The organism is Ensifer sp. (assembly GCF_035999135.1).
In the GTDB taxonomy this organism is placed as follows: Bacteria; Pseudomonadota; Alphaproteobacteria; order Rhizobiales; family Rhizobiaceae; genus Ensifer.
The window spans coordinates 14,501-38,410 of record NZ_DASYGZ010000055.1; the positions used below are offsets into that span (position 1 = coordinate 14,501).

The 23,910-nt window shown below is 63.6% G+C and carries 27 protein-coding genes and 1 riboswitch; of the genes, 13 read left to right on the forward strand and 14 right to left on the reverse strand.

Annotated features, from left to right (window positions below; all coding sequences use genetic code 11):
• The first annotated feature begins 110 nt into the window (after window positions 1–110).
• Complete coding sequence (locus VGO12_RS05625; RefSeq protein ID WP_327511744.1) at window positions 111–986, forward strand: LysR family transcriptional regulator; 876 nt, start codon at window positions 111–113, stop codon at window positions 984–986.
• An 83-nt stretch (window positions 987–1,069) separates the two neighbouring features.
• Here the strand turns inward: VGO12_RS05625 and VGO12_RS05630 are convergent, their stop codons facing one another.
• The 4 genes from VGO12_RS05630 to VGO12_RS05645 all read right to left on the reverse strand — a co-directional run bounded on the left by VGO12_RS05630 (window position 1,070) and on the right by VGO12_RS05645 (window position 3,675).
• On the reverse strand, window positions 1,070–1,741 hold the full coding sequence (locus VGO12_RS05630) for an amino acid ABC transporter permease (RefSeq protein WP_327511745.1): 672 nt from the start codon (window positions 1,739–1,741) through the stop codon (window positions 1,070–1,072).
• 22 nt (window positions 1,742–1,763) lie between these two features.
• Window positions 1,764–2,579 carry a transporter substrate-binding domain-containing protein gene (locus tag VGO12_RS05635; protein WP_327511746.1) on the reverse strand — a complete coding sequence of 272 codons (816 nt, stop codon included), beginning with the start codon at window positions 2,577–2,579 and terminating at the stop codon, window positions 1,764–1,766.
• 2 nt (window positions 2,580–2,581) lie between these two features.
• On the reverse strand, window positions 2,582–2,893 hold the full coding sequence (locus VGO12_RS05640) for a GYD domain-containing protein (RefSeq protein ID WP_327511747.1): 312 nt from the start codon (window positions 2,891–2,893) through the stop codon (window positions 2,582–2,584).
• A 116-nt stretch (window positions 2,894–3,009) separates the two neighbouring features.
• Window positions 3,010–3,675 (reverse strand): isochorismatase family cysteine hydrolase, encoded by a 666-nt coding sequence (locus VGO12_RS05645; protein ID WP_327511748.1) that lies wholly within the window; start codon window positions 3,673–3,675, stop codon window positions 3,010–3,012.
• 128 nt (window positions 3,676–3,803) lie between these two features.
• Here VGO12_RS05645 and VGO12_RS05650 point away from each other — a divergent pair, with 128 nt between their 5' ends.
• The gene (locus tag VGO12_RS05650) at window positions 3,804–4,718 is read left to right on the forward strand and encodes a LysR substrate-binding domain-containing protein (RefSeq protein WP_327511749.1); all 915 of its coding nucleotides are present in this window, start codon (window positions 3,804–3,806) and stop codon (window positions 4,716–4,718) included.
• Here the strand turns inward: VGO12_RS05650 and VGO12_RS05655 are convergent.
• Both VGO12_RS05655 and VGO12_RS05660 read right to left on the reverse strand, forming a co-directional pair.
• On the reverse strand, window positions 4,712–6,397 hold the full coding sequence (locus VGO12_RS05655) for an alpha/beta hydrolase (protein WP_327511750.1): 1,686 nt from the start codon (window positions 6,395–6,397) through the stop codon (window positions 4,712–4,714). The two genes, VGO12_RS05650 and VGO12_RS05655, sit on opposite strands and share 7 nt — an antisense overlap.
• A gap of 141 nt (window positions 6,398–6,538) precedes the next feature.
• On the reverse strand, window positions 6,539–7,831 hold the full coding sequence (locus VGO12_RS05660; RefSeq protein WP_327511751.1) for a mechanosensitive ion channel family protein: 1,293 nt from the start codon (window positions 7,829–7,831) through the stop codon (window positions 6,539–6,541).
• Between the two features lie 452 nt (window positions 7,832–8,283).
• Here VGO12_RS05660 and VGO12_RS05665 point away from each other — a divergent pair, with 452 nt between their 5' ends.
• Complete coding sequence (locus tag VGO12_RS05665) at window positions 8,284–9,567, forward strand: cystathionine gamma-synthase family protein (RefSeq protein WP_327511752.1); 1,284 nt, start codon at window positions 8,284–8,286, stop codon at window positions 9,565–9,567.
• 61 nt (window positions 9,568–9,628) lie between these two features.
• On the opposite strand, the gene VGO12_RS05670 is transcribed toward VGO12_RS05665, so the two are convergent.
• Together VGO12_RS05670 and VGO12_RS05675 are read right to left on the reverse strand one after the other, a co-directional pair.
• Complete coding sequence (locus VGO12_RS05670) at window positions 9,629–9,979, reverse strand: VOC family protein (protein ID WP_327511753.1); 351 nt, start codon at window positions 9,977–9,979, stop codon at window positions 9,629–9,631.
• A gap of 126 nt (window positions 9,980–10,105) precedes the next feature.
• Entirely contained in the window at window positions 10,106–10,726 is a 621-nt protein-coding gene (locus tag VGO12_RS05675) for a helix-turn-helix domain-containing protein (protein ID WP_327511754.1), read from the reverse strand.
• Window positions 10,727–10,808: 82 nt separating this feature from the next.
• Between VGO12_RS05675 and VGO12_RS05680 the strand changes: the two genes are divergently transcribed.
• From VGO12_RS05680 to VGO12_RS05690, 3 genes are read left to right on the forward strand one after another with little or no spacing between them, the layout of a single operon-like run.
• Window positions 10,809–11,621, forward strand: coding sequence for a crotonase/enoyl-CoA hydratase family protein (locus VGO12_RS05680; protein WP_327511755.1), 813 nt, complete (start codon window positions 10,809–10,811; stop codon window positions 11,619–11,621).
• A gap of 53 nt (window positions 11,622–11,674) precedes the next feature.
• Window positions 11,675–12,037, forward strand: coding sequence for a metalloregulator ArsR/SmtB family transcription factor (locus tag VGO12_RS05685; protein WP_327511756.1), 363 nt, complete (start codon window positions 11,675–11,677; stop codon window positions 12,035–12,037).
• Window positions 12,034–12,600, forward strand: coding sequence for an SRPBCC family protein (locus VGO12_RS05690; RefSeq protein WP_327511757.1), 567 nt, complete (start codon window positions 12,034–12,036; stop codon window positions 12,598–12,600). The genes VGO12_RS05685 and VGO12_RS05690 overlap by 4 nt, the downstream gene beginning before the upstream one ends.
• 71 nt (window positions 12,601–12,671) lie before the next feature.
• On the opposite strand, the gene VGO12_RS05695 is transcribed toward VGO12_RS05690, so the two are convergent.
• Window positions 12,672–13,148, reverse strand: a complete 477-nt coding sequence (locus tag VGO12_RS05695; protein ID WP_327511758.1) for a DUF1772 domain-containing protein — start codon at window positions 13,146–13,148, stop codon at window positions 12,672–12,674.
• Window positions 13,145–13,975 carry an NAD(P)H-binding protein gene (locus VGO12_RS05700; protein ID WP_327511759.1) on the reverse strand — a complete coding sequence of 277 codons (831 nt, stop codon included), beginning with the start codon at window positions 13,973–13,975 and terminating at the stop codon, window positions 13,145–13,147. Before VGO12_RS05700 ends, VGO12_RS05695 begins: the two co-directional genes overlap by 4 nt.
• Window positions 13,976–14,078: 103 nt before the next feature.
• Between VGO12_RS05700 and VGO12_RS05705 the strand changes: the two genes are divergently transcribed.
• The 3 genes from VGO12_RS05705 to VGO12_RS05715 all read left to right on the forward strand — a co-directional run bounded on the left by VGO12_RS05705 (window position 14,079) and on the right by VGO12_RS05715 (window position 16,244).
• Window positions 14,079–14,771, forward strand: a complete 693-nt coding sequence (locus VGO12_RS05705) for a TetR/AcrR family transcriptional regulator (RefSeq protein WP_327511760.1) — start codon at window positions 14,079–14,081, stop codon at window positions 14,769–14,771.
• Window positions 14,770–15,030: riboswitch (cobalamin riboswitch) on the forward strand. (Overlaps the previous gene by 2 nt.)
• A gap of 41 nt (window positions 15,031–15,071) precedes the next feature.
• On the forward strand, window positions 15,072–15,248 hold the full coding sequence (locus VGO12_RS05710; RefSeq protein WP_057253219.1) for a CbtB domain-containing protein: 177 nt from the start codon (window positions 15,072–15,074) through the stop codon (window positions 15,246–15,248).
• 198 nt (window positions 15,249–15,446) lie between these two features.
• A complete protein-coding gene (locus tag VGO12_RS05715; protein WP_327511761.1) occupies window positions 15,447–16,244 on the forward strand; it encodes a CbtA family protein in 798 nt (265 codons plus the stop codon).
• 38 nt (window positions 16,245–16,282) lie between these two features.
• Here the strand turns inward: VGO12_RS05715 and VGO12_RS05720 are convergent, their stop codons facing one another.
• Complete coding sequence (locus VGO12_RS05720; RefSeq protein WP_327511762.1) at window positions 16,283–17,119, reverse strand: (2Fe-2S)-binding protein; 837 nt, start codon at window positions 17,117–17,119, stop codon at window positions 16,283–16,285.
• Window positions 17,116–18,417: a glucoamylase family protein gene (locus VGO12_RS05725; protein ID WP_327511763.1), complete on the reverse strand. Its 1,302-nt coding sequence runs from the start codon at window positions 18,415–18,417 to the stop codon at window positions 17,116–17,118. The genes VGO12_RS05720 and VGO12_RS05725 overlap by 4 nt, the downstream gene beginning before the upstream one ends.
• 158 nt (window positions 18,418–18,575) lie before the next feature.
• On the opposite strand from VGO12_RS05725, the gene VGO12_RS05730 reads away from it, so the two are divergent.
• The 3 genes from VGO12_RS05730 (at window position 18,576) to VGO12_RS05740 (ending at window position 20,569) form a co-directional block, all read left to right on the forward strand.
• Window positions 18,576–19,370: a DUF1194 domain-containing protein gene (locus VGO12_RS05730; RefSeq protein WP_327511764.1), complete on the forward strand. Its 795-nt coding sequence runs from the start codon at window positions 18,576–18,578 to the stop codon at window positions 19,368–19,370.
• Between the two features lie 106 nt (window positions 19,371–19,476).
• Complete coding sequence (locus VGO12_RS05735) at window positions 19,477–20,211, forward strand: GntR family transcriptional regulator (RefSeq protein ID WP_327511765.1); 735 nt, start codon at window positions 19,477–19,479, stop codon at window positions 20,209–20,211.
• A 118-nt stretch (window positions 20,212–20,329) separates the two neighbouring features.
• On the forward strand, window positions 20,330–20,569 hold the full coding sequence (locus VGO12_RS05740) for a DUF982 domain-containing protein (RefSeq protein WP_327511766.1): 240 nt from the start codon (window positions 20,330–20,332) through the stop codon (window positions 20,567–20,569).
• 85 nt (window positions 20,570–20,654) lie between these two features.
• Here VGO12_RS05740 and VGO12_RS05745 read toward each other — a convergent pair whose 3' ends face one another.
• Both VGO12_RS05745 and VGO12_RS05750 read right to left on the reverse strand, forming a co-directional pair.
• Window positions 20,655–21,674 carry a glycosyl hydrolase gene (locus VGO12_RS05745; protein WP_327511767.1) on the reverse strand — a complete coding sequence of 340 codons (1,020 nt, stop codon included), beginning with the start codon at window positions 21,672–21,674 and terminating at the stop codon, window positions 20,655–20,657.
• Window positions 21,675–21,900: 226 nt separating this feature from the next.
• The gene (locus VGO12_RS05750; RefSeq protein ID WP_327511768.1) at window positions 21,901–22,251 is read right to left on the reverse strand and encodes a hypothetical protein; all 351 of its coding nucleotides are present in this window, start codon (window positions 22,249–22,251) and stop codon (window positions 21,901–21,903) included.
• 879 nt (window positions 22,252–23,130) lie between these two features.
• Here VGO12_RS05750 and VGO12_RS05755 point away from each other — a divergent pair.
• The coding region (locus tag VGO12_RS05755) for a glycosyltransferase (protein ID WP_327511769.1) at window positions 23,131–23,910 on the forward strand (780 nt) is incomplete at its 3' end.

Here is a 23,910-nt window from a genome sequence, read left to right on the forward strand (position 1 = left end):
GTTTTGGCGAATTCTTGCCGGGGAAGCCGGGCGCCATCAAGCGACGGAAACAGGCTTTATTGATCGACAAATTCGATTAGATTGGTCCTATCGAAGCGGGAGTGCACGGCATGCAGGTAGAACTGATCGAAACCTTCCTCGACCTGATGGAAAGCCGCTCCTTCAACCGCACCGCCGAGCGCTTGAACATCACCCAGTCGACCGTCTCGCATCGGGTGAAGGCGCTGGAAGCGCAATTCAACCGCAAGCTCTTTACCCGCAACAAGGGTGGCACCGTGCCGACGGCCGCCGGATTGCGCTTTCTCGATTACGCAAAAGCGCTGCAGAACCAGTGGCATGAGGCGACCCGGGCGGTCACCAGCGCCGGGGCGCTGGAGCGGTCCATGCGGCTTGGCATCCAGCACGATCTGGCGGAAGCATTCGCGGGGGAATGGATGGCGGCGATCCGGCAGGATCTGCCTTCAACCGAGGTCTATATGGAGGCCGATTATTCCAACCAGATGAACCGTGATCTCGGCGCCGGGGACCTCGATCTCGCGATCCTCTACACGCCACACTACCTGCCCGATCTCTACTATGAACGGATCGGCGATCTGCATTACGTGCTCGTCGGCACCGAGGCGCGGGAGCTCGCCGATATCCGCTCGGAAAACTACATCCGGGCAAGCTACTCGCCAACCTTCGACCGCGCCCACCGGCTGGCCCTGCCGCATCTCTCGGCAGCGCTGCTTTCGGCCGGCCAGAACATGGCGATCACCCGCCTGCTTGCCGCGCTTGGTGGCGCAGCCTATGTGACGGCGGCAACGGCCGAACGGCTGACGGAGGAGCGATTGGCGTTTCGGGTGCAGGATGCGCCGGTTATCGCCCAGACAGTCTATGCCGCCACCAGCCTGCGCACCCGCCACGCCCACCAGCACCGCAAGATCATCGGTGCCATGGGCGCACTGCTTTCGACGCTCCCGGTACCGGGTTCGCAGGCCGCCTGAAGCAGGTCGCGCAAAACCGTTTCACACTTTTCCTGGATTTGCTCTGAAGCGCGAAAAGCGAATCTGAAAGATCGCGATGCGCTTCAGGTCATGCGGCGCTGGATCAGCCGCTGCAGAAACATCAGGATCGAGACGATCGCGAGATAGTAGATCAGCGCGGCCGAGTACCACTCGACGAAGCGGAAGCTGGAGGCGATCGCGTCGTTGACGACGGCCATGATCTCGCGCATCGAAATGACATAGGCAAGCGAGGTCAGCTTGATCAGGTTGATGAACTCGTTGACCAGCACCGGCATGACGATGCGCAGCGCCTGCGGCAGAACAACGAGGAAAAATGTCTGCCAGCGGTTGAGCCCAAGTGCGCGCGCGGCATCCGTCTGCCCCTGGCCGATCGCCGACAGCGCGCCGCGCATCGCTTCGGCCATGTAGGCGGCCGTGACCAGCGTGAACGCGATGAAGGCGGCGACGAAGGGCGTGTACCAGGGCGCCCGCGTCAGCCCCGGAAAGAGCTGCGGCGCGCCGTTCCAGACGATCAGAAGCACGAGGATCAACGGGGACGAGCGGAACAGCCAGACATAGAGCTGCGCTGCCGTCCGCCTGACCGTCGCCATCGAGTTGAGCGCGACGGCGAGCGGCAGGCAGAGCAGGAACGACGCCGCCTGCACCAGGATCGAGAGAAGTATCGCGATGCCCGCCCCCTGCAGCATCACGGGCATGGTCAGGGCATCGAAAAACAATTTGGTGTCGAAGTTCATGCCCTGCCCTCGCCGTCCTGGATTATGAGTCGTAATCGACGTCGAAGAGCGCCGGATCGAGGCCGTACTTTTTCGCGAGATCGCCGAAGAAGCCCTTCTCCTTCAGCGCCTTGAGCCCCGCCCTGACGGCGGCGGCATCGGCCGCGTCGCGCCGACTGTAGATGCCGTATTTGAAATCCGAGGCCCAGATATAGGGAAGCTGAAGCGTGCCGTCGGAGCGCGAGGCGCGATAGGCGCCTTCCGCTTCTTCCGTCACCGTCGCGTCGACCCGGCCGACGAGCACCTGCTGATAGGCGGCCTGCTGGGTCGGGTATTCCTGCACCTCGACCGGCGGCAGGCCCTTGGCGGCAAGTGCGGTGTTGAGCGGACCGATCCGCTCTTCCTTGTAGTAGGCGCCGGCCTCAAGCGCGATCACCTTGCCGCTCAGGTCTTCCGGCACCTTGATCGCATCGCTGCCGGTCTTCGTCACCATGGCGGTCGCCGATTTCATGTAGGGCACGCCGTCATAGGTCTCGCGTCGCTTGGCGTTGATGTAGATGCCGCTGACGATGACGTCGCAACGCCCGGCGCCAAGCGTCGGCAGCAGGCCGGCGAATTCGGTGACGGTGTAGGCGACCTTGGCGTTCCAGAGCCCGGCAAGCGCCTCGGCGATCTCGATGTCGATGCCGGTCGGTGCAGCGTCGGCCGGATGCGCCTTGAACGACAGCGGCGGGAAGGCCGCCGTGGTGCAGACGCCAAGCTCGCCGTCGGCGGCAAAGGCCGGCGTTTCGGCCTGCGCGACGCCCGCCGCAAGAAAGGTGGCTGCCAGAAGGGTTGCGCAGGATGCCAGTCTGATCATCGTCATTCCCCCTGTTGTGCTGGTGAAACCCGGCCGACGATGTCGCCATAGGTGTGGCTGTCGAAGGCCGGAAGGATGAGTGGGTCCACGAAGCCGTCGCGCCGCGCCGTCAGCACGTATTGCATCATCGACGCATTATCCGGCATCTCGAAAACCTGGACGAAATCGTAGGTTCCGAGCGTGGCATAGAAGGCGACAGAGCGGCCGCCGAGCGCAGCGACGCGATCCTCACTCACCTTGCGCCGGCTGCTGCTATCGGCAAGCTCGGCCAGTCCCTTGGCGGTCAGTCGCATCAGCGAGATATATCGTTGCATGGGGCATCATTCCGTTGAAGCGGTTGAAAAGGCTTGGAAATGCGGATGGTGGCGCGAGAAGCAATTCCAGGAAACGTGTGAAGCGGTTTTCCTGGAATTGCGCGATGCCAGAGCGCTTAGCGGCTGGCTCTTGCCAGCCCGGCAATGACGGCGTCGCTGGTCGAAACCGTGCCGAAGATGCCGTTCTCGATCGAGATCATGTTGATCGCCGCCTCATGCGCCCATTGCTCGCCGCTGGCACAGCAGTCGGAAATCGTCAGGCACTGGAAATTGCGGTCGCAGGCCTCGCGCAGCGTCGTGTGCACGCAGACATCGGTGGTGCAGCCGGTAAAGAGCATGTGGGTGATGCCCTGCGATCTCAGCACATGCTCTAGGTCGGTGTAGGTGAACGAGCTGTTGCACGTCTTGTCGATGATGACGTCGGTGTCGGCGACATCGAGCTCGGGCAGCAACTGGAAGCCGGGGCTGGAGCGCAAGAGCACCTGCGTGTCCTCGAGGCCCGAACGCTTGCGCCGCCATTTCTCGTAAGGGGTCATGTCGGCAAGATCGGCGCGGTAGCCCTGGCGCGTGTGGATGATCAAGCAGCCGGCAGCCCGCGCTGCCGATATCACCCGGTTGACCGCCGGCACGATCGCCGCCAGAGGCGCCGGGTCGTAACCCATCGAGGCGAAGTAGCCGTTGGGCGAGCAGAAGTCGATCTGGAGATCGATCACCATCAGCGCGGTCTGCGACGGAACCAGCTTTCCGTCGTAAGGAAAATCAAATGGTTGGGCCTCGATCATGACTTAACTCCCTCTCTCCGCCAAGAGTCATAGGAGCAAAAATCGATTGGGAATAGCGATTTTTTATGCTTGATATCGTGCAGTTTAGCTAAACGATTTTGCGATCCGAGCCCCAGGGAGAATGACGGATGAAGGCGCTGCATTTCCTGCCCTATATCCGGGCGTTCGAGGCGGTGGCGCGGATTGGATCGGTGCGTCAGGCGGCAGACGAGCTGGGCCTCAGCCCCGGCGCTGTGTCGCTGCAATTGCGCCGGCTGTCGGAGACGACGGGGCTGACGCTGCTTGAAAAATCCGGGCGCAACATCAAGCTGACGGCGGCTGGCCGCGACTTCGCCCAGACGGTCTCCCACGCCATCGGCAATCTCGCCGCGGCCGTCGAGGACGGCACCGACCGGCGTCTCGAAAGCCAGAAGAGCAAGCTCACGGTCGCCCTGCCGCCCGCGCTCGCGATTGCCTGGACGGCGGGTCTTCTAGTGCAGTTTGCCGCCGCGCGCGGCGTCACGGATCTCGCGATGCGCAACTGCATCCGCGCCTCGGACGTGGTCTGGGACGACGTCGATCTCGCCATCGTCTACGACAATCCGCCCTTCGACGGCCTCTGGTGGCAGGCGGTCAGCGACGTCAAGCTGCGCACGGTCTGCTCGCCGTTGCTGTTCCCGCGCCTCGAAGGGCCGCTGCGCGAAAAGAAACTGCGTGACGTGACGCTCCTGCACGAGGACGACGGCCGCGAATGGACCCGCTGGTCGGCGGCCTCGCGCATCTCGCTCGAAGGCAGCCGCAGCGTCCGGGTGCCTTCGGTTGCAATCGCCGTTGCGTCCGCCTTGCAGGGCCAGGGCATCGCGCTCGTCTCCGACGTACTCACCCGCTCCTATCTGCTCGAAGGCCGACTGATCCAGCCCTTTGCTACCGCCATCCCCGCATCGGCGGGTTACTACCTGCTCTGCCCGACGGAAAAGGCGGAGGAGCCGCTGATCCAGGCCTTCGCCAACCAGATCGCCGCCCATCTGCGCGGGGAGCGATCCGGCGAAAAGCAGGCTCAGTAGCGGCCCTTGAGCTGCCCCTTCAGCCGCTCGGCATCGGCCTCGGTCACGCCAGGCGGCGCCATCACCTGCATCCAGGCATCGATATAGTGCTCCGGCGCATAGACATGGCCGTAGCCGATCGGCGAGGTGGTCGCGAGCGCCATGTCGGCGAGCAGCTGGAACATGGTGACGACAGGGAACCAGCGCAGTGCCGGCGAGACATCGGGCCCCCGCGGCGCCTTCATCCAGTCGGGCTCGCGGTAAAAGGAATGGGGATCGAAGAAGGTGATCGGGTCGCTTGCATATTGCAGGTAGACGATGCGGACATTACCCCACTTGGCCCCCGGAATGTTGAGCGCGTTTTCCTGGTTGGTGAAGCGGATCACCGAGCCGTCGCGGTAGAGCGGCCGCCACTCCGGCGAGCCGGGATTGCGGTTGCCGGTGATCTGCAGCCAGGTCCGGGTCGGGAACGGTGATCCGACCCAGAGAGCGCCCTGGAACGGATCGCTGATGATGTCGAAGGGGTCGACCGAGCCTTGCGAATTCATCGAGCCGAGGCTGAGGCCGTAGAGATAGAGCTTCGGCCGCTTGTCCCGAGGCAGCGTCGTCCAGTAGCCGTAGACGGCATCGAACAGCGCGTCGGCGGTTTCCGCGCCATATTCCGGCTCGACCAGGAGCGACAGCCAGCTTGTCAGATAGGAGTACTGCACCGCGACGCTCGCGACATCGCCCTTCAACAGATATTCGAGCGAATCCATGCCCGGCGGGTCGATCCAGCCTGTGCCGGTCGGCACCACGATCAGAAGGTTGGTGCGCTCGAAACCGCCGACGCGTTTCAGCTCTTCGAGTGCCAGCTTTGCCCGCTCCTTGGCGGTTTCGGCAGAATTGAGCCCGGCATAGACGCGCAACGGTTCCTTCGCCTCAGCCCCGAAGAAGGCGCCGATGTCTTTTGCCGCTGGGCCGGAGGCGACGAACTGCCGGCCCTGACGGCCAAGCTCGTCCCAGGTCATCAGCGATGCGCTGCTGCCGGTCTTCAAGGGATCGGTTGGCGGGGCGACATCCGGGTCGATCAGCGCGTCGAGCCGCTGGAACGAACTGTCGGCCGCATGCAGTGCGAAGCGGAAGATGACACCGTCGACAGCGGACCAGAAGAGCGCGATTACGGCAACCACGGCTGCGACCTTCGCCAGCGGCCGCGTCAGCACATGCTCGAAGCGACGGGCAAGGAAGCTGAAGGTCAGCCGGAACAGCCGCGCCAGAAGCACGATGGCGACGAAGACGAGCGCCGCGATCAGCCCGAGCTTGAACGGCTCTGCGCTTTCGACCGGGTCGAGCCCCATGATCTGGCGCACCGTGTTCTGCCAGTAGGCGGTGCGCCAGAGGAAGGCGAGCGCGACCCCCGAGCAGCCGAGCGCGGCCAGAACCTTCACGGTGAGCCCGGTGCGTCCGCGGAATTCCGGCAGGTCCAACAGGGACCAGACCCAGCGCAGAAGCACGCCGATGGCATAGCCGGCGGAAAGCGAAAGGCCGGAGATCACCGCCTGCACCACATAGGGCCGCGGAATGAGGCTGGGGGTCAGCGACATCGCGAAAAAGAAGACGCCGACGATCAGGCCGGTGGTCGAGAACGATGCCAGAAGCGTCGAGACAAACCGCGGCACCGGCAACCTCGACAGCGGAGTCTGTTGAAGATGATCCATGCGTCGGGCCCTGTTTGAACTGCCATCATCTGCGGAGCGATCGCACGCCGATCCGCCGATGGCAATGTCGCCTCCCCGTCGTGCCCAGTCAATTGCCGCAACCGGGAGGCATCATGATGCGCGAGCTCTTCGCCAACTGGCCTATTGGGCCCGCGTAACCTCGACCGGCGTCTTCATGATGATTTCGCGGTGCGGGAACGGGATCGAGATTCCGGCCGCCTTGAACGCGTCCCAAAGCGCAATCAGCACCTGGCCGCGAATGTTGGTCAGCCCGTTGCCCGGGTCGGATATCCAGAACCTCAGCTTGAAATCGAGCGACGAAGCGCCGAAACCCGTCATCCAGCACACCGGCGCAGCGTAGCTGCTCGCCACCCGCGGCAGCGACGCGGCGGTCGCGATGGCAAGGCGCGCCACTTCGTGCGGATCGCTGTCGTAGGAGGTTCCGAAATCGACCTCGATACGGACGAAGTCGCTTGAAAACGACCAGTTGACCACCTGCTGCGAAATGAAATCCTCGTTCGGGATGAGGTATTCCTTGCCGTCCCGGGTGATGACGGAGACGAAGCGGGAGCGCAGGTCGCGAACGGAGCCAAAGGTGTCGCCAAGCGTGATGGTGTCGCCCGGCTTGATCGACTTGTCGAGCAGGATGATGATGCCGGAAATGAAGTTGGAGACCACCTTCTGCAGGCCGAAACCGATGCCGACACCGACTGCGCCGGAAAAGACCGTCAGCGCGGTGAGATCGATGCCGGTCGCCGCAAGCGCGATCGCGCCGGCAAGCCCGATCAGCGCGATCTTGACCAGTTTGCTGATCAGCACCTTGAAGGACGGCGTCAGATCGGCCGACCGCTGGATCCAGTGCGAGGAGACGTTGCCGATCAAGACGGCGAGCCAGATGAGTGCGGACGATAGCACGATCGCCTTCAGGACCAGGAGGAGCGACAGGCGAACCGCGCCCAGGTTGACGGCAACCCCGTCGAGCGTCGTCAGGATCACGCGGTCAAGCCCGACCGCATAGAGCGCAAAGTAGATCCAGCCAACCATGGCGGTCACGCGGGCGAGCATCTGGTTGCGGATGATGCGCGTCAGCACCGAGATCACGAACCAGGCGGCCACAAGCGTGAGCGCGGTCGCAACCAGCCAGCGATAGGAGGGCCAGCCGAAACGCAGGATCATGCCATCGGCAATCCAGAGCCAGATGATCAGGAAGAGCCAGCGCAGCCGCCGCATGAAGGCGATGATGACGCGCAACAGATCGGGATTACCCTTGATCGTGCGTGCGCGCGATTCGACACGTGGCTCGATCCGCCTTGCCAGCACGCCGCACACGACATAGCCGCAGACGATGATCAAGAGCTGGTAATGGGTCCACTCGTTGAGCAGCACGCCCTGCAAGCGGGAAGCGACGTCATCGAAAGTTGCTGCGAAGTCCATCGTCTCTCTCCGAGAGCGGCGGCGTCCGAACGAGCGTTTCAGGGACGCCCTGATCCCTCGTATCTAGGGCGTGGCAGTCACTTTCAATGCCGTTGCCCGAGACGACGTACAGTGCGCTGCCGGAGGCGATGCCGGACCGGAGCCGGCTGTCGACAAAAAACAAACGTCTTCAGTCACTTTGAGCCGGGGAAAGCTGGACCCGCCGCTCGAAAGCCGTCTCGATCAAGGCTACGCATATCAGCCGTGCAGCCTTCGTCCGGATGTAAGCGACGACACGTTCCTTCAAAACCCTGCGATCGCCTCTCGTCGGCAATTTTCTGCGCCATATCTTCTCAATCGAACCCATTCCTTGCGCAACCTGGAGGAAACCGACCGGAATTAGCAAGGATCAGCCCAAGCATCTGATATAATTTGCCTGTCAGTCGCGTCCGCTTCGCTTGAGGAGACAAGCCATGACCGCACCGCATCCCTCCAAGACCCACATCGGAAACCACAAGCTGCATCCCGAAACCCTGATGCTGAACTATGGCTACGATCCGGAACTGTCGGAGGGCGCGGTCAAGCCGCCGGTCTTTCTGACCTCCACCTTCGTCTTCCGTTCGGCCGAAGAGGGCCGCGATTTCTTCGACTTCGTTTCCGGCCGGAAAGAGCCGCCGGCCGGCGTCGGCGCCGGCCTCGTCTATTCGCGCTTCAACCACCCGAACAGCGAGATCGTCGAGGACCGCCTTGCCGTCTACGAGCGCACCGAAAGCTGCGCGCTGTTCTCGTCGGGCATGTCGGCGATCGCCACCACGCTTTTGGCCTTCGTCAAGCCGGGTGATGCGGTGCTGCACAGCCAGCCGCTCTATGGCGGCACCGAAACACTGCTGGCGCGCACCTTCCTCAATCTCGGCGTCGCCGCCGTCGGCTTTGCCGATGGCGTCAATGAGGCCGCCGTCAGTGCGGCGGCCGAAGAGGCAATGGCCAAGGGCCGGGTGTCGATGATCCTGATCGAGACCCCGGCGAACCCGACCAACAGCCTCGTCGATGTCGCGATGATCCGCCGCGTTGCCGATGCGATCGGCCGCAGCCAAGGCCATACGCCGGTTATCGCCTGCGACAACACGCTGCTCGGCCCGGTGTTCCAGCGGCCGATCGAGCACGGCGCCGACATCTCGCTCTATTCGCTGACCAAATATGTCGGCGGCCATTCCGACCTGATCGCGGGTGCCGCACTCGGCTCCAAGGCGGTCATGAAGCAGGTGAAAGCGCTGCGCGGCGCGATCGGCACCCAGCTCGACCCGCACTCCTGCTGGATGCTCGGCCGCTCGCTCGAAACCCTGTCAGTGCGCATGCAGAAGGCCGACGACAATGCCCGTGTTGTCGCCGAGTTCCTGCGCGATCACCCGAAGGTCGAGCGCATCCACTACCTGCCGTTCCATGGCGAGGACACACCGGTCGGCCGCGCCTTCAAGGCGCAGTGCACCGGCGCCGGCTCGACCTTCTCCTTCGACATCACAGGCGGCCAGGACGCGGCCTTTCGCTTCCTCAACGCGCTGCAGATCTTCAAGCTCGCCGTCAGCCTCGGCGGCACGGAATCGCTGGCCAGCCACCCGGCGGCGATGACCCATTCCGGCGTGCCGATCGAGGTGCGCCACCGCATCGGCGTGCTGGAATCGACCATCCGCCTGTCGATCGGCATCGAGCACCCTGATGATCTCGTCGCTGATCTCGCCAATGCGCTGACGGCTGCCTGACGCGAGCCCGACATTGCTGCCGCCGGTCCGCCCGGCGGCTGCCTGTCAGAATCGCCTTGGGTTAGTGCGACAATATGTTGATGACGTTGCCGAAGGGGTCGCGCATGAAGAAGCGGCGCACACCCCAGGGCTCGTCGGTGATCTCGTAGACGATCTCGGCGCCGACAGACTTCGCCTTGCCATAGATCAGGTCCGCATCGTCGACCTCGATCGAGAGCAGCGGCACCGGCGTTCCCGAACCACCCTCGCTGGCAAAACTCACCTGCGGCATGGCCGCCTGTCCTTCGGCGGCGAAAGTGACGATCCAGCCGTGGTCCATCACCACGTCGAGGCCGAGCAATTCGCCGTAGAACGCGCGGGCAGCTTGCGGGTCGGAAGCCTGAAGATTGGGGACGATGCGTCTGACAGTCATGAATTTCCTCTGCCGCCGGCGCGCCGCGGCGCGGCCGCATCGGCGCTCCCTGGTTGTTCGCCTGATCGATAACCACCCTATATTGCCTGCCAAAGTCACCCGATTGAAAGCGGAAATCGCATCGCTTCAGAAGGAAGCCGCCGCACGCTCCGATGAAGCCCGCGGGTGCGCTCCGCCAAGCGCCACTCGCACCAGCGTTGCCGCCGCCCTGCCAGCCGTTTCCATGTAGCCCGGATCCCGGTGCAGCAGCACCACGGCGAAGCTGCCGTCGAGCAGCAGCAGGATCTGTTTGGCAAGAACATCAGGCTCCCCAGCACCCGCTTCGGCGAACGTCTCCGCCATCCAGGCCTCGAACTTCTTCTTGTGGGCCGCACCGATGCGGATCGCCGGATGGCCGGGCATGTTGGCAAGCTCGGCCGAGGTGCGCAGGAAGCCGCAGCCCTTCCATTTCGGGTGGCGCGCGGCTCGCGCCAGGTTGACGAAGACCGCCTCGACCTTGGTCGCGAGATCACCTTCGCCGGAGGAAAACCACGTCTGGAACAGCTTCAGGTTCGGCTGGTCGCGGCCTTCGAGATAGGCGGCAATCAGTTCGTCCTTGCTTTCGAAATGATAGTAGAGGGTGCGCTTCGTCACGCCGGCCGCTTCCGCCACCGCATCGACGCTGACGGCGCGGATACCCTCGGCATAAAAGAGCTTTTCCGCGGCTGCGACGATCGTGTCGCGGGTCGATTTCTGAGCTTTCGCCATTGCTATGTATACCGCCTAGTGAATATACTTGGCATCCTTCCTCGCCTAGCCTCTCCCTGTCAACCATTGCCGGAGAGCAACCATGTCCAACACCGTGCTGATTGAGATATCCGAGGGCATTGCCGTCCTCACCCTCAACCGCGTCGAGAAGCTGAATGCCCTGAACTACGAACTGATCGACCGGCTCTTGAGCCTTCTCGACGCGATCGAGGTGAACGACAAGATCGGCGCCGTGATCCTCACCGGCGCTGGCGAACGGGCCTTTTCCGCCGGCGGCGATATTCACGAATTCTCGGAAAGCGTCGCCAGGGGCATCAATCCGGCGGTGCGCGATTTCGTCCGCCGTGGACAGCGACTGACGGCGCGGCTCGAAGCCTTCCCGAAGCCTGTCATCGCCGCCGTCAACGGCATCGCCTATGGCGGCGGCTGCGAGATCACCGAAGCCGTGCACCTCGCCGTCGCCAGCGAGCGGGCGCGGTTTGCCAAACCCGAGATCAAGCTCGGCATGCCACCGACCTTCGGCGGCACCCAGCGGCTGCCGCGGCTTGCCGGCCGCAAGCGTGCGCTCGAGCTCTTGCTGACGGGTGAGGACTTCTCGCCGGATCGCGCCAGGGACATGGGCCTCATCAATCAGGTCGTGACCCATGAGGACCTGATGCCCGCTGCCCGTGACCTGGCAAGGCGCATCATGGGCTACTCCCCGCTTGCCGTGCGCGCGATCATCACCGCCGTTACCCGCGGCCTCAACATGTCGATCGCTGAAGGGTTGCTCGTCGAAAGCGAGCAGTTTGCCCTGATGGTGCCGACCGACGACCTGTCCGACGCGCTCGCCGCCTGGAAGGGACGGCGCATCCATGAAGACCCGCCCCGCGGCACTTTCTCGCGCTATTACTGAAACATTCAACCACGAGGTTGACAATCTCCGCCATCGGGAAGATATTCAACAATATGGTTGAACATCATCACCTCGACGCCGTGTTTCACGCGCTTTCGGATCCGACGCGCCGCGCCATGCTCCAGAACCTTTCGCAAGGCGAGAGACTGGTCGGAGAGCTCGCGGCGCCCTTTTCGATCTCGCTGGCCGCGGCATCGAAGCACATCAAGGTGCTGGAAGGAGCAGGTCTGGTGCGCCGCGAAGTGAAGGGACGCACGCATATATGCCGCCTCGACGCCGCGCCGATGCACGCCGGCATGGAGTGGATGCGCCACTACGAGGCCTACTGGCGGACGCGCATCGACGCGCTGGAGGCCCTGCTTCTCGCCGAAGACGCAACTCGAAACGATCCGAACGATCCGGAGGAAAAGCCATGACATCGCATGCGACAGCTTTTGCCAATGCCGACTATGGTCGCGTCATCGCCCCTGACGCGGTGCGCATCGAACGCCTGCTTCCCGGTCCGGTCGAGCGGGTCTGGTCCTATCTGACCGAGGAAAGCAAGCGCCGGCTCTGGATGGCGTCGGGAACGATCGGCGCCAAGGAAGGGGCCGAGGTCGAGCACGTCTTCCGGCATTCGGAACTGACGACGGGGGACGATCGACCGCCGCAGAAATACGCCGATCACGCCGGCGAGGTTCGCAACTACGGCCACGTGCTTGCCTGGGAGCCGCCACGGCTGCTCACCTATACCTGGAACGAGGAAACCGGCACGCCGTCGGAAGTCCGCTTCGAGCTCAGCCCTCGTGGCGACAAGGTCCTGCTCGTCGTCACCCACACACGCATCACCGACCGCGCCGTGATGACCAGCTTCTCCGCCGGCTGGCATGTGCATCTGGATCTTCTGCGCGACCTGCTCGAAGGGGAAAAGCCAGCAGCCTTCTGGAGCAAGTTCGCCGATCTTGAACAGCAATACGACGCCCGCATCCCGAAAAGCTGAACGCCCGGCACGACAGGACTGCGAGGTTGATACGCCGGCAAGGATTGTCCGCCTTGCCGGCGTTTTTTTCGTTACGCGCGGGCGAAACCGAGGATGAAGAGCGCCAGCGAACCGATCGAAGCGAAGGTGCGCACATGGTTCCACCAGACCCAGTCCGTGAGGTAGCGCTGAAGCCAGAGGTCGTTGGCCGCCTGGCCGGAGGCAGCGCCAAGCGCGTCATTCATCGGCACGTTGAAGATGATCGTGACCAGAAGCACGCCGATCACGTAGATGGCTCCACCGGCGGCGAGCAGCCATCGGCCCTCCCCGCCCGAGAGAAACGCGATCACCACCAGCGCCAGGGCAAGTAGCGCCGTGCCCATGAAGGCGCTGAGGAAGATCGGGTTCTGGATGACGACGTTGATCGCGTTCATCGCGGCGATCCCCTGCTCCGGCGGCAGCCGCGACAGGGCCTGCATGATGCAGACGGAGAAGATGAAGAACAGCCCGGCCATCAGGCCGGAACCGATCGCGGCGGCGAACGCCAGAGCGGGGATAAACGGGATCATGCGGCAAGACTCCAGACACCGGTTGCGGCTGCCTCCCGGGCGTAGGCTGCAAAGTCGCGCGGACGCCGACCAAGCACATGCTCGACATCGGACGTCAGGTTCGAATTGCGCCCGTCGAGCACCGAGGTGAAGAGATAGCGGATCAGGTCGACATAGTCATCCGGCACACCGTCGGCCTTCAAGTGCGCCGCAAAGTCGGCAATCGGGATGGCCTGATAGGAGATCGGGCGGTTGGCGGCCGCGGCAATTTCGGCCACGGCGTCGGCAAAGGTCATCAGCCGCGGGCCGGTCAGCGAATAGACCTTGCCGACATGGCGGTCGTCGAGAAGGGCTTCGACCGCAACGTCGGCAATGTCGTCGCAGCTGACGAAGGGCTCGGTGACATCATCCGCCGGCAGGAAGACGGAACCGTTCAAGACACCGTCGGCAAGAAAGCCCTCGTCGAAGTTCTCGAAGAACCAGCTGGCCTGAATGATCGTGCACTCGGCGCCGGAAGCCTGAAGCGCGTGTTCGGCCGCTTCCGCCTCGTCCTCGCCGCGCCCCGACAGCAGCACCATGCGCTTGATGCCCACGCCGATGGCAAGGTTTGAAAACCGGCGAATAATCTCGACAGAGCCCGGCACCGCCAGATCCGGCTGGAAGCAGACATAGATCCGATCGACGTTTTCAAGCACCGGCGCCCAGGTCGCCTCATCCGTCCAGTCGAAGGATGGCATTGCCGAACGGGCGCCGATGCGAACCGCCACGCCACGCTCTCTCAGACGTTCGGCAACGCGCCGCCCCGTCTTGCCGGTACCGCCCAAAACCAGTGTGATTTTCTGAGACATCGTATCCTCCCGAGGTTGATCCACAAACATGAGTATCTCTCATATTTGCAAATGTGATAAATCCTCGTATTTTAAGAGTCAAGCCAAAATGTGAGCATCACTCATGATTCCAGACGTCAGCCCATCCGCAATTCCCGCCGAAGACGAGACCGCACTGCGCCGTACACCCAGCCAGAAGCGGAGCCGCGAGCGCGTCGAGCAAATCCTTGCCTGCGCCACGACGCTTATTCAGGAAAAGGGCAGCGACGCCATGCGCATGAGCGAAGTCGCTGAAAAGGCTGGAATTTCGATCGGCTCGCTCTACCAGTACTTCCCCGACAAGGCGGCGATCGTGCGCACGCTCGCCGAACGCTACAATGCGGTGTGCAACGAATGCATTGCCGCCGAGCTCGCCAAGGTCACGTCGCTCGAAGAACTGCGTGATGCCTTCTGCGTACTGTTCGACATCTACTACGACATGTTCCTGGCCGAGCCGGTGATGCGCGACATCTGGTCGGCGATGCAGGCCGACAAGGCGCTGCGCGAGATCGACCTCATCCAGAGCCGCGCCGGCGGAAAACTGCTTGCCGACGTCTGGGCCCGGCTTGTGCCCGACACCCCGCGAGAAACGATCGACAGCGCCGCCTTCCTGATCATGCATCTCGGTGACTGCACCATGCGCCTTGCCGTCTCGGTCGATAGGCCGGAGGGCGACCGGATCGTCGAAGCCTATAAACGCATGACCATCCGTGATTTTGTCGCGGATGAAGCGGCAGGCGACGCAGGCTCAATTGACAACTCCATGACACGATCCTAATCATCAGGGATCGATTGGTTCCCGGGATGCGAACGTGTTCCGGGAGTAAATGGGAACGTGACGGATGGACCCACTCTGGGCATTCACATCACGGCCGACCCCGCGACTGTAGAACGACGCCGATCTGCCATTCCGGAGCGATCCGGAAGAAGCCACTGGAAAAGCCGCGAGAGGGCGGCCGACTGGGAAGGCGAGGCAGACCGAGGGCTTCCCGCCCAGCGCCGTGAGCCAGGAAACCTGCCACTCGATGCGGGCATAGGGCCCAACCGGGAATTTCCCGATGCCATCACGGAGGTTGTCATGGCTACGTCTACAGTTTCGAGCATTCCGCTTTCCCTCAGCGATCGTCTGACCGCTGGCGTCATCGCGCTCTTCATCGGCGCATTCCTGGTGTTCGGCGCCGGCCTTGCCAACTCGGCCGTGCTGCATGACACCGCGCACGACACCCGCCACTCCTACGGCTTCCCCTGCCACTAAGACGATGGTCCGGAACGTTGCTAACGTTCCGCATCGACAAAGCGGACCTGAACGCATCCGGCCCCGGCCGGATGTTCGTGCTTGTGCACGCCAGCATCCTGGCCGGCGCACCAGCCTGGTTCGCGTGACACAGCGAATGGGAAAGCTCAAGATCCACGCCGCTGCGCGTGGCTTTTGCCGTTATCGAGGGACTTCAAGATGATTGTCAGAACGCTTCTGGCCGCGATCGTGGCTGGAATGATCGCCGGTGTCTTCATGACCGGTGCCCAGGAACTCAGGGTCACGCCGCTGATCCTGCATGCGGAGGAATTCGAGGGCCAGGAAGCCCCGGCTGCCACCGAACAGCCGGCCAGCCAGCCCGGCACGGCCCAACCCGCCGCAGAAGGCCAACAGCATTCCTCGCTGAAGGCCGTCTCGCCGCTTTCAGCCCTGCTCGACGCATTGTCGCCGATCACCCCCGCCTACGCCCATGAGGGCGAGCATGAGGAAGGTGGCATCATGTTCGGCATGAGCCGGTTCTCCGGCACGCTGATCGCCAATCTCGTCACCGGTTCGGGCTTTGGCCTGCTGCTCGCCGGCGTCAGCCTGGTGATCGGCTACCCGATCACGCTTAGAAACGGTGCGCTCTGGGGCGCCTGCGGCTGGCTTGCCGTGCATATGCTGCCGGCAATCGGCCTGCCGCCGGAACTGCCGGGCTTCCCGGCCGCCGAACTCGGCGACCGTCAGACCTGGTGGCTGTTGACCGTGGCGCTTTCCGCCGTCGGCCTCTATCTCGTCGTGCTGCGCGAGGAGATCGTTTCCAAGGTTATCGGTCTCGTGCTGATCGCCGCCCCACACGTCTACGGCGCGCCGCAGCCGGTGGATATCTCCAGCAACGTTCCCGCCGTACTCGGCGCGGAGTTTGCCGTTGCTGCGCTTGCCACCACGCTTGCCTTCTGGATCGTGCTCGGCGTCGTCTCGGGCTTCATCAACGAGCGCTTCGTCAAGGCGCATTGATCGCCGCACAACGCGAGCAAGCAAACAGGCGGCGGGGTTCAGGCCCCGCCGTTTTGCATGAGATGGGCGGCAAGCCGCGCACGGCGCGCCTCCGGCTCGAGAAGGACGCAGGTGTCGCAGTAGCTGCCACCCTCGGTGCGGAAATAGAGACAGCAGCCGCAACGCATCCGGTACTGGCGTGACCAGCGTGCACCGCTTGCCGGATCGACCGCGGCAACCTCCTCGTAACAGAGCTCTTCGGAATAGAGCGGAGATCCCTCACGCTTGACGATCGCGAGCGCTGCGTCCATGCCGCGCGCCTCGTCGCCAATCGCCCGGCCGATCTCCAGGAATGCACCGGCAAGCGAATCCGCCGCCAGCCGCCATTGCGCCCCGCGCGACAACCCGCACCGCCGCTTCAGCGCCGCGATCACCGGCTTCAGATGGGCCGTGAACCCCAGCTCGAAGTCGCCGATATCGACGTCCGGCTGAAGCCGGTCGAGGCGGAAGTGGTAGCGTTTTCCCGCGACTGTCCCGCCCTTGGCCGTGCGGTTCCAGTCCTCGAAACGAAGCCCGCACACCGCAGCGCCGAACCCGGCGCCGAGATAGAAGGCGCCAAGCACCGCACTCAACTGGTTGCTGTAAAAGGCGATCAGATGGGCCGCCCGTATCCGGTCGGTCATGTCGGAGGCAAAGCGGTTCTGGTAGTCGAGGCCATGCTCGATCCCTGCCCCGCCGTCCGTCCAGAATTGATCGGGCGCGGTGAAATCGATGTCGCCCGGCCCGAGCGAGACGCCCACGTCCGGAAACCGCACACGCAGACGCTCGGCCACCGCCAGCGCCTGCGGCAAAGGCGCGTCCGCCGTGTCCCCCGTCCGCCTGTCCATCGCCTTCATGCCGTCTCCAACCATCCACCCGCAAAGCCCGCTTGCCTCAGTCCGTTCCGGACCGCGGGCACCTGGCGCATCAGGTCCCAGATGAGGCCGCTTCGCCAGTTTTCGATCATCATGACGATCAGGCCCTGGTCAAGGCCGACGACGCGATCATCGATCCAGCCTTCCGGCCCCTCACCCGGCAGGCTGGGATTGAAGCCGCCCGGGAAGCGCCCCTGCCTGAGGAGACCGCGATAACACGCTTCGAGATGGCCGAGCGACGCCAGGCAAGCATCCGGATCGAAAGGAAGGCAGGTAAGCGGCGCCCAGGGGATGAGCGTACCATCGTCGAGACCGAAGGGGGCGCCCCGGTTCGCATAGCCGAGGAGCCGCTGCCAGCGCCCGTCTCTGAGACGCAGGCGGCCGCGCGGCGCATGGCAGGCGCTGAGCCCCCACAGATTTTCGCCGTAGCCGGAGAAGCCACCGGGGTTCAGCCGCGCATGGTCGCGCTGGAGCACGATCGCGCGTCGGGTATTTGCAAAATAGTCCGTCCCCCGCTCCCGCATCGGTGCGTCCGCAAGTCCACGAAGATCGAGAAAGGCCTGCGGGAAGAGATGGATGAACAGCGGCGCTGCCTGTAGATGCGGCCCGCCGTCGACCGTGATCCAGTCATAGCTGCCGGTGAAGGCGGCATAGTGCTCCGGGCCGATCGCGTGGTCAGGTGCACCAAGCGCCAGCACGTAGAGCAAAAGCGCCTCGCTGTAGCCCCGCCAGCGATAGGGCAGGAACCGTCCCGGCGGGCGCCAGCCCATGGTCAAGGCATCGCCCCGGTTCAGCGCCCAGCGCCAGTCGACCCGCGCATAGAGCGTTTCGGCAAGCGCGCGGATACGCGTTTCGGTCGCGTCGCCGCCGGAAAAATAGGCAGCCGCAGTGAGTACACCGGCGATCAACAGCGCCGTATCGATGGTCGACAGCTCGCTGCGCCAGGTTCGCTCGGCCGTGCGCATGTCGAGAAAATGATGGTAGAAACCGCGGTGGCCGGTCGCACGCGGATCGCGCGACTGCGGACGTTCGGCAAGGGTGGCAAGCGCGCAAAGCACCCGCCGGGCCGCCTCGGCGCGCCCGATAAAACCGCGTTCGACGCCAACAGGGTAACAGGCAAGGCCAAAACCCGTCGCGGCGATGCTCGAGGGAGCACCAGGCAGCGCGGTGTCGGCAACGAGCCCCGTTGCCGGATCGGCATGATCGACGAAATAGCAAAACGCTGCGCGCTGCAGGCTATCGATCTGAAACAGCTCGGTATTTTTCGCCCTTTCCAGCATTCAGCCCTTCCCTGTCACATCTCTCGCCTTCAACGCTTTTGGGCGCGAAATCGCAAAATCACTCTTTGTTGAAGCCCAACCGCCGCCAAATGGTCGCTGATTTCCAATCCTGTGTTACAGTCATCAAATCTGACCGCGCGCAATGACTGGTTGAAGCGATGTTGAGCGTGTTGGCGTTACTCCTTTCATTGAGTGGTGGCCCGAGCCCATCGACCGCCGCGACGACGGATGTCGATGTCGAACTGATCCTCGCCGTCGACATGTCCGGCTCGATGGATCTCGACGAGGCGCGCATCCAGCGCGCCGGCTACGTCGAGGCATTGCGGCACCGTGACTTTCTCGACGCCGTCGAAAGCGGCCAGCTCGGCAAGATCGCCATCGGCTATTTCGAATGGGCAGGCACGGTCAACGAATCCTCCGTCGTCGCCTGGAAGGTGATCGACAATGCCGCCGACGCCGACGCCTTCGCCAGGCTGATCGAGGCGCGACCGGTCGGGACCCGCCGCGGCACCTCGATCTCCAACGCCATTACCTATGGCACTGCGTTGATCGATTCCAATGCGTTTTCAGGCATCCGCCGCGTGATCGACATCTCGGGCGACGGGCCCAACAATATCGGCCCGCCGGTGACCCCGGCGCGTGACATCGCGATCGCGCGCGGCATCACCATCAACGGGCTTGCGATCCTCATCCGCCCCTCGGTATCCACCGGCCCGCTCGACCAGTATTATGCCGAATGCGTCATTGGCGGTCCGGGTTCCTTCGTGCTGCCGGTGCATGAGCCGGAGGATTTTTCGATCGCCATCCGCCAGAAACTGGTGCTTGAGGTGAGCGGCCTGCCACCACCACCGAATGTCCGGCTGATCGACGCGCTGCCGGCTTCCGATTGCCTGATCGGCGAGAAGCTGCGGCCGGGCTTCCTTGACCGCGTCTACCCCGAACTCGACAAGTAGCGCTGCCGATCGCGCGTTTTTCGGCGCGCAACCCATGCGCGCCAGAATGTCGTTTGCCTCGCGCCCGCCCGACGATAAGATGACGCGTTGCTTCGCGGATCGATTCATGTCCTTGACCACCACGCCCCCTCCGGCCGACTTGGCCACCGACCCGACCACCGACGCGGCTACTGACACGGGCAGCCAGCACATCCGCGACAAGCTGCGCGACGCGATCGTCGAACGGCGGCTTGCCCCCGGTACCAAGCTTTCGGAAACGGATGTCGGCGAACTCTTCAATGTCAGCCGCACGCTGGTGCGCGCTGCCCTGCAGGCGCTCTCCTACGAGGGTCTCGTCAATGTCGAGAAGAACCGCGGCGCCTTCGTCGCCCACCCCTCGATCGATGAGGCGCGGCAGATCTTTGCCACCCGCCGGCTGATCGAGCCCGGCGTCGTCCGCTCAGCGGCCTCCCATATCGGCAAGGACGAAATCGCCGAACTCAGGCGGATGCTGGCGGCGGAGCGACAGTTGACCGAACAGCGCGGGCAACCTGCCCGCCGCGCCGAAATCAAGGCGTCCGGCGATTTTCACCTGGCGCTCGCCGATCTCTCGGGCAATGCCATCCTGCGCCGTTTCATGGACGAACTCATCGCCCGCTCCTCGCTGGTGATTGCGCTCTACGGCCAGTCGACCGTTTCGAGCTGCGGCCACAATGAACACGACGAGATCGTCAACGCGCTGGAGCGCGGCGACATCGACACGGCCGCCCGGCTGATGGTCCATCACATCGACCACATCGAGGCCGACCTCGACCTGCGCGTCCACAAATCGACCGACCTCAAGGCCGCGCTCGAGCTTTAGCTGCCCCCTCGCGGGATCGTGCAAGCGAGAAACCGAACCAAAAATTGACGGTCGACGGAACCATTACCCCACTCCCGCGTTCGCCCCTCGCTCGAAAAGACTGCGAAAGAGGAATGCAATGAGCGAGAAACGCTTTCCCACCCCTATTTTCCTGAAACTCTCGGCCAGGCGCCAGACGGTGGTCCGGACGGTGTTCGAGGCCGTGGAACTGCTCCGGCAATGGCCGGGCCTTCGCGGACGCGAGTATCGCGCCGCCCTCAGGCGTTGCCTGGATGCGCTCGACGGATTGACGAGTACCGACCGCGCCAGCCGCTGCTTTGCGGCAGCCGCCCGTGAATCGGGCCTGCTTCTGGCCTGAGGCACGCTCAAGTATCGACGAGGCCACGGCCTCAATCGGTGCGCCGAAGGACGATCGGCGCACCGAACCGAAGCATCGGACAGAATTACTCGACCAAAGAGGCCGCCTCGTTCGCCTGGCGGTCAGCGAGCGCCTTCAATGCCGCCTTGTCGAGCCGCCAGTCCGGCGAGCCATAGCCCATCGGCCACTTGTAGGGCTCCTTGTCGTTGAAGAAGACGACGGCAGACAGAAGCGGGAAGGTCCGGCGATTGGTCGCCGCATCGAGGATTTCCCTGTACCAGGCATTTTTGTAATCGGCCGAGCCTGAAACGCCGAGTTCGGCGACGATCACCGGCTTGCCATAACTTGCGACCCGCTGGTATTTCTCGTTGAACGCCTCGCGGAAGGTGCGCTCGTGCCCCCAGTAGTCGACGTCCATCTTCTGCAGGCCCCAGACGGGAACACCGACCACATCGACGACATCGTCGCCGGGATAGTAGACGCCAAGACCGCGGTTGCCCATCGGCGACCAGACATAGCGTGCGCCCGGCGCCAGCTCGCGGCATTTGCCGACGAAATAGCGGAACGCCCGCTTGTAGCCTTCGCTGTCGCGGCGCGCCCAGGGATAGCGTTCGCTCGGAACCTCCATCTCGTGGCCCCAGCGCATGTAGACAGACCCGTCGAACTTGGCGGCGCGGGTGCAGACGTCACGAATTTCGCGATCGAAACGCCCCTTGCCGATATCGGCAAACAGCCGTTCGCCACCGGCGCGCCAGTTGCGGGCATGAGTGTAGGGCTCGACCGAGAGCATCAGCGCCCGTCCCTGTCTCTTCGCGATCGCGATCTTTCGGTTGATGAGCGCGCGGTCCGGTTTCTGCCAGTAGACGAAGACATGCTCGAGCGTGAGCGCCTCGTTGTCGGCGACCGCGTCATGCGGATCATAGGCGCCGATGGCAAGCGCGCGCGGTGCGGCGTCTTGCTTGCTCGAAGACCCGATCGCGGCCGTCGTCAGCGATCGGTCGATGCCTTCAGACGGATCCTGCGCGCGCGCCGCAGATAGGGCTACGGCAGCCAGAAGCGCCAGTGGCCCCAGGACAAGGGCGGATTTGAGGACTGCGATAGACAAGCACATACTCCGGCGGTCGGTCGAGGGACAGCGGATTGATATCAGGATGATCTGTCGCGCAGCTGGTGTACCTTTGGGATCGGCATGGGTTGCGGGCGGCGATGCCGCCCAACGATCCGCTCGGGAACCCAGAGCATGGCGGCCAGAAGGTCACCGCCAGAGATCGGGAACCGCCCCGGTCCCCGGACGCAATTTCAGCCGGATCTCCGGCAGCAATTGCACCCCTTTAGTAAGACGCCCTCAAAAAGCAGTGCGACGTGCGCCCGAACCCGCTTGGCGAGCAGATGTAAGGAGCGCGGCCGAGATAGGCGGTTGTCCGGCTGCGGGCCGGCGCCGGTATGATGATGTCGTCCTCGGCCTCGGCGACCTGCAGCTGCTTTTCTTCCTTGCGCACCTTGACGGCCGGGCTCGCATAGGCGCTCGACTGGCTGGCGGCAAAGAGCGGCGTTTCCCCGATGACCGTCGACGAACAGCCGGCGGAAAGCAGGAGGCTCAGAACTGTGGTTGCAGGTACGAGATACTTGAAACCCGAAACGGCGGTGCGGCTTGCGCCGGCACATGCGGCTTTCGTTCGCATAAACGTCCTTTCGAATAAGCGGCACGGACCGCTCGGGGCTTCCTTTGGGCGAAATGTCGCAGATCTTCAACCCCCTTTTTCATTATCAATCACTTAAATTAAAGAATTCTTTCTTAAGGGAATCCGCATCGGTTGTGCCGAGGGCCGGCCGTGGCGCATCCATGGCACAAAGACCTGCCGACAAAAACACGGGTCCGGACTCCGAAACGCAACCAGGAATGGGAGAAAACGCGGCGAAATCAGACGCTTGAGAGCATCGCCCCAAATGGCGTCGCCAAGCGCCAGGATAGGGATTGCCTTGCGGATCTCGCCCTGTGGTGGCAACCGCGAACGCAGACCATGGATGGATCCCAACCGCAAAAAAATCGGGGGGCAGACGGCGAAACGGGAAACCGGCGCGGCCGCACAGGGCGTCAAGGTTCCGGCAAAGGCCAAAGCTTGAGGCGGAAAAACATGGTGCCTTCCTATTTTTAGCTATCGCGCATTTACGGATCGTTGACGTCTCACAGCCACCCTTGAGGAAGGCGCAACATTTTGAGCGTATGCGCCCACTCCAAGACTGCCCGCTTCCGGCGGGCATTTTTTTGACAGGTCCCCTTGGCGCGCCGGCAAGCAACGGCGCCCCCTCTCCGGGCGGCTTCCCTCTTCATCAGCGGACACTGAGAGCGGTCTCGCCACTGGCTGCTTATCCACTGCCGGACATGCCTTGACGTACGGCATCCGTCCGCCCGGGCAGCAGCGATCGTGGCGCGCCGAACGGCAGTCGTCGGCTCGCACCGGCCTGACCGTCGGCGCACGTTTACCAACCCCCGAAAGGGTCATTGCGCGAATTTAAGGATTCGTTAATCTATACGCGGAGGAAGCGAGGGGCATTCCAAATTGGATCAAGGAACAGGCGCCGACATCGTCGGAGCGGCCGGCATCGCCGGCGCACGGATAACCATCATTGTTTCTGCACTCGGCGCCGGCGGCACGGAACATGTCGTCAGCCTCGTCGCCAGCCACTGGGCGGGGCTCGGCTGCGCCGTCACTGTGATCACGCTCGAAGCGCCGACCTCCGAACCTTACTACAACCTCGATCCACGCGTTTCCATCCGGCGGCTCGACGTGCCGGTGCAGAAGGCCTCAAAGCTGCAGGCCGCCTGGCTGGTGATCCGGCGGCTCCATCGCCTGCGCGCGGTGATCCGCAACTCCCGCCCGGATTTCGTCCTGAGCTTTCTCACCCGAACGAACGTGCTGACGCTCCTGGCAACGAGAGGCCTGCGGCTTCCCGTCATCGTGTCCGAGCGCAACAACCCGGCGGTGCAGCCCTTCGGCCCTCTTTGGAAGTGGCTGCAGCTTCGCCTATATCCGCGCGCATTCACGCTGGTGACGATGACCAAGGGCGCGCTCGACTACTTCTCCCCGGAGATCCGCCGCCAGGGAAGGGTGATCCCCAACGCCGTCAACCTGCCCGCCGGCTGGGAAGACAGGCGCGGCAACAACGTGCTCACCGCCGTCGGCCGCCTGACCCGGCAGAAAGGCTTCGATCTTTTGCTGGAGGCCTTCGCCAGGATCACCGACCGGCATCCGGACTGGAAGCTCGTCATCTGGGGCGAAGGCGAAGCAAGAACGGAGCTTGAAGCCCAACGCGACGCGCTCGGCTTGCGCGACCGGGTG

Coding starts and splice junctions, on each gene's coding strand:
- VGO12_RS05625 (WP_327511744.1), top strand. CDS start 111: ATGCAGGTAGAACTGATCGAAACCTTCCTCGACCTGATGGAAAGCCGC.
- VGO12_RS05630 (WP_327511745.1), bottom strand. CDS start 1,741: ATGAACTTCGACACCAAATTGTTTTTCGATGCCCTGACCATGCCCGTG.
- VGO12_RS05635 (WP_327511746.1), bottom strand. CDS start 2,579: ATGATCAGACTGGCATCCTGCGCAACCCTTCTGGCAGCCACCTTTCTT.
- VGO12_RS05640 (WP_327511747.1), bottom strand. CDS start 2,893: ATGCAACGATATATCTCGCTGATGCGACTGACCGCCAAGGGACTGGCC.
- VGO12_RS05645 (WP_327511748.1), bottom strand. CDS start 3,675: ATGATCGAGGCCCAACCATTTGATTTTCCTTACGACGGAAAGCTGGTT.
- VGO12_RS05650 (WP_327511749.1), top strand. CDS start 3,804: ATGAAGGCGCTGCATTTCCTGCCCTATATCCGGGCGTTCGAGGCGGTG.
- VGO12_RS05655 (WP_327511750.1), bottom strand. CDS start 6,397: ATGGATCATCTTCAACAGACTCCGCTGTCGAGGTTGCCGGTGCCGCGG.
- VGO12_RS05660 (WP_327511751.1), bottom strand. CDS start 7,831: ATGGACTTCGCAGCAACTTTCGATGACGTCGCTTCCCGCTTGCAGGGC.
- VGO12_RS05665 (WP_327511752.1), top strand. CDS start 8,284: ATGACCGCACCGCATCCCTCCAAGACCCACATCGGAAACCACAAGCTG.
- VGO12_RS05670 (WP_327511753.1), bottom strand. CDS start 9,979: ATGACTGTCAGACGCATCGTCCCCAATCTTCAGGCTTCCGACCCGCAA.
- VGO12_RS05675 (WP_327511754.1), bottom strand. CDS start 10,726: ATGGCGAAAGCTCAGAAATCGACCCGCGACACGATCGTCGCAGCCGCG.
- VGO12_RS05680 (WP_327511755.1), top strand. CDS start 10,809: ATGTCCAACACCGTGCTGATTGAGATATCCGAGGGCATTGCCGTCCTC.
- VGO12_RS05685 (WP_327511756.1), top strand. CDS start 11,675: ATGGTTGAACATCATCACCTCGACGCCGTGTTTCACGCGCTTTCGGAT.
- VGO12_RS05690 (WP_327511757.1), top strand. CDS start 12,034: ATGACATCGCATGCGACAGCTTTTGCCAATGCCGACTATGGTCGCGTC.
- VGO12_RS05695 (WP_327511758.1), bottom strand. CDS start 13,148: ATGATCCCGTTTATCCCCGCTCTGGCGTTCGCCGCCGCGATCGGTTCC.
- VGO12_RS05700 (WP_327511759.1), bottom strand. CDS start 13,975: ATGTCTCAGAAAATCACACTGGTTTTGGGCGGTACCGGCAAGACGGGG.
- VGO12_RS05705 (WP_327511760.1), top strand. CDS start 14,079: ATGATTCCAGACGTCAGCCCATCCGCAATTCCCGCCGAAGACGAGACC.
- VGO12_RS05710 (WP_057253219.1), top strand. CDS start 15,072: ATGGCTACGTCTACAGTTTCGAGCATTCCGCTTTCCCTCAGCGATCGT.
- VGO12_RS05715 (WP_327511761.1), top strand. CDS start 15,447: ATGATTGTCAGAACGCTTCTGGCCGCGATCGTGGCTGGAATGATCGCC.
- VGO12_RS05720 (WP_327511762.1), bottom strand. CDS start 17,119: ATGAAGGCGATGGACAGGCGGACGGGGGACACGGCGGACGCGCCTTTG.
- VGO12_RS05725 (WP_327511763.1), bottom strand. CDS start 18,417: ATGCTGGAAAGGGCGAAAAATACCGAGCTGTTTCAGATCGATAGCCTG.
- VGO12_RS05730 (WP_327511764.1), top strand. CDS start 18,576: ATGTTGAGCGTGTTGGCGTTACTCCTTTCATTGAGTGGTGGCCCGAGC.
- VGO12_RS05735 (WP_327511765.1), top strand. CDS start 19,477: ATGTCCTTGACCACCACGCCCCCTCCGGCCGACTTGGCCACCGACCCG.
- VGO12_RS05740 (WP_327511766.1), top strand. CDS start 20,330: ATGAGCGAGAAACGCTTTCCCACCCCTATTTTCCTGAAACTCTCGGCC.
- VGO12_RS05750 (WP_327511768.1), bottom strand. CDS start 22,251: ATGCGAACGAAAGCCGCATGTGCCGGCGCAAGCCGCACCGCCGTTTCG.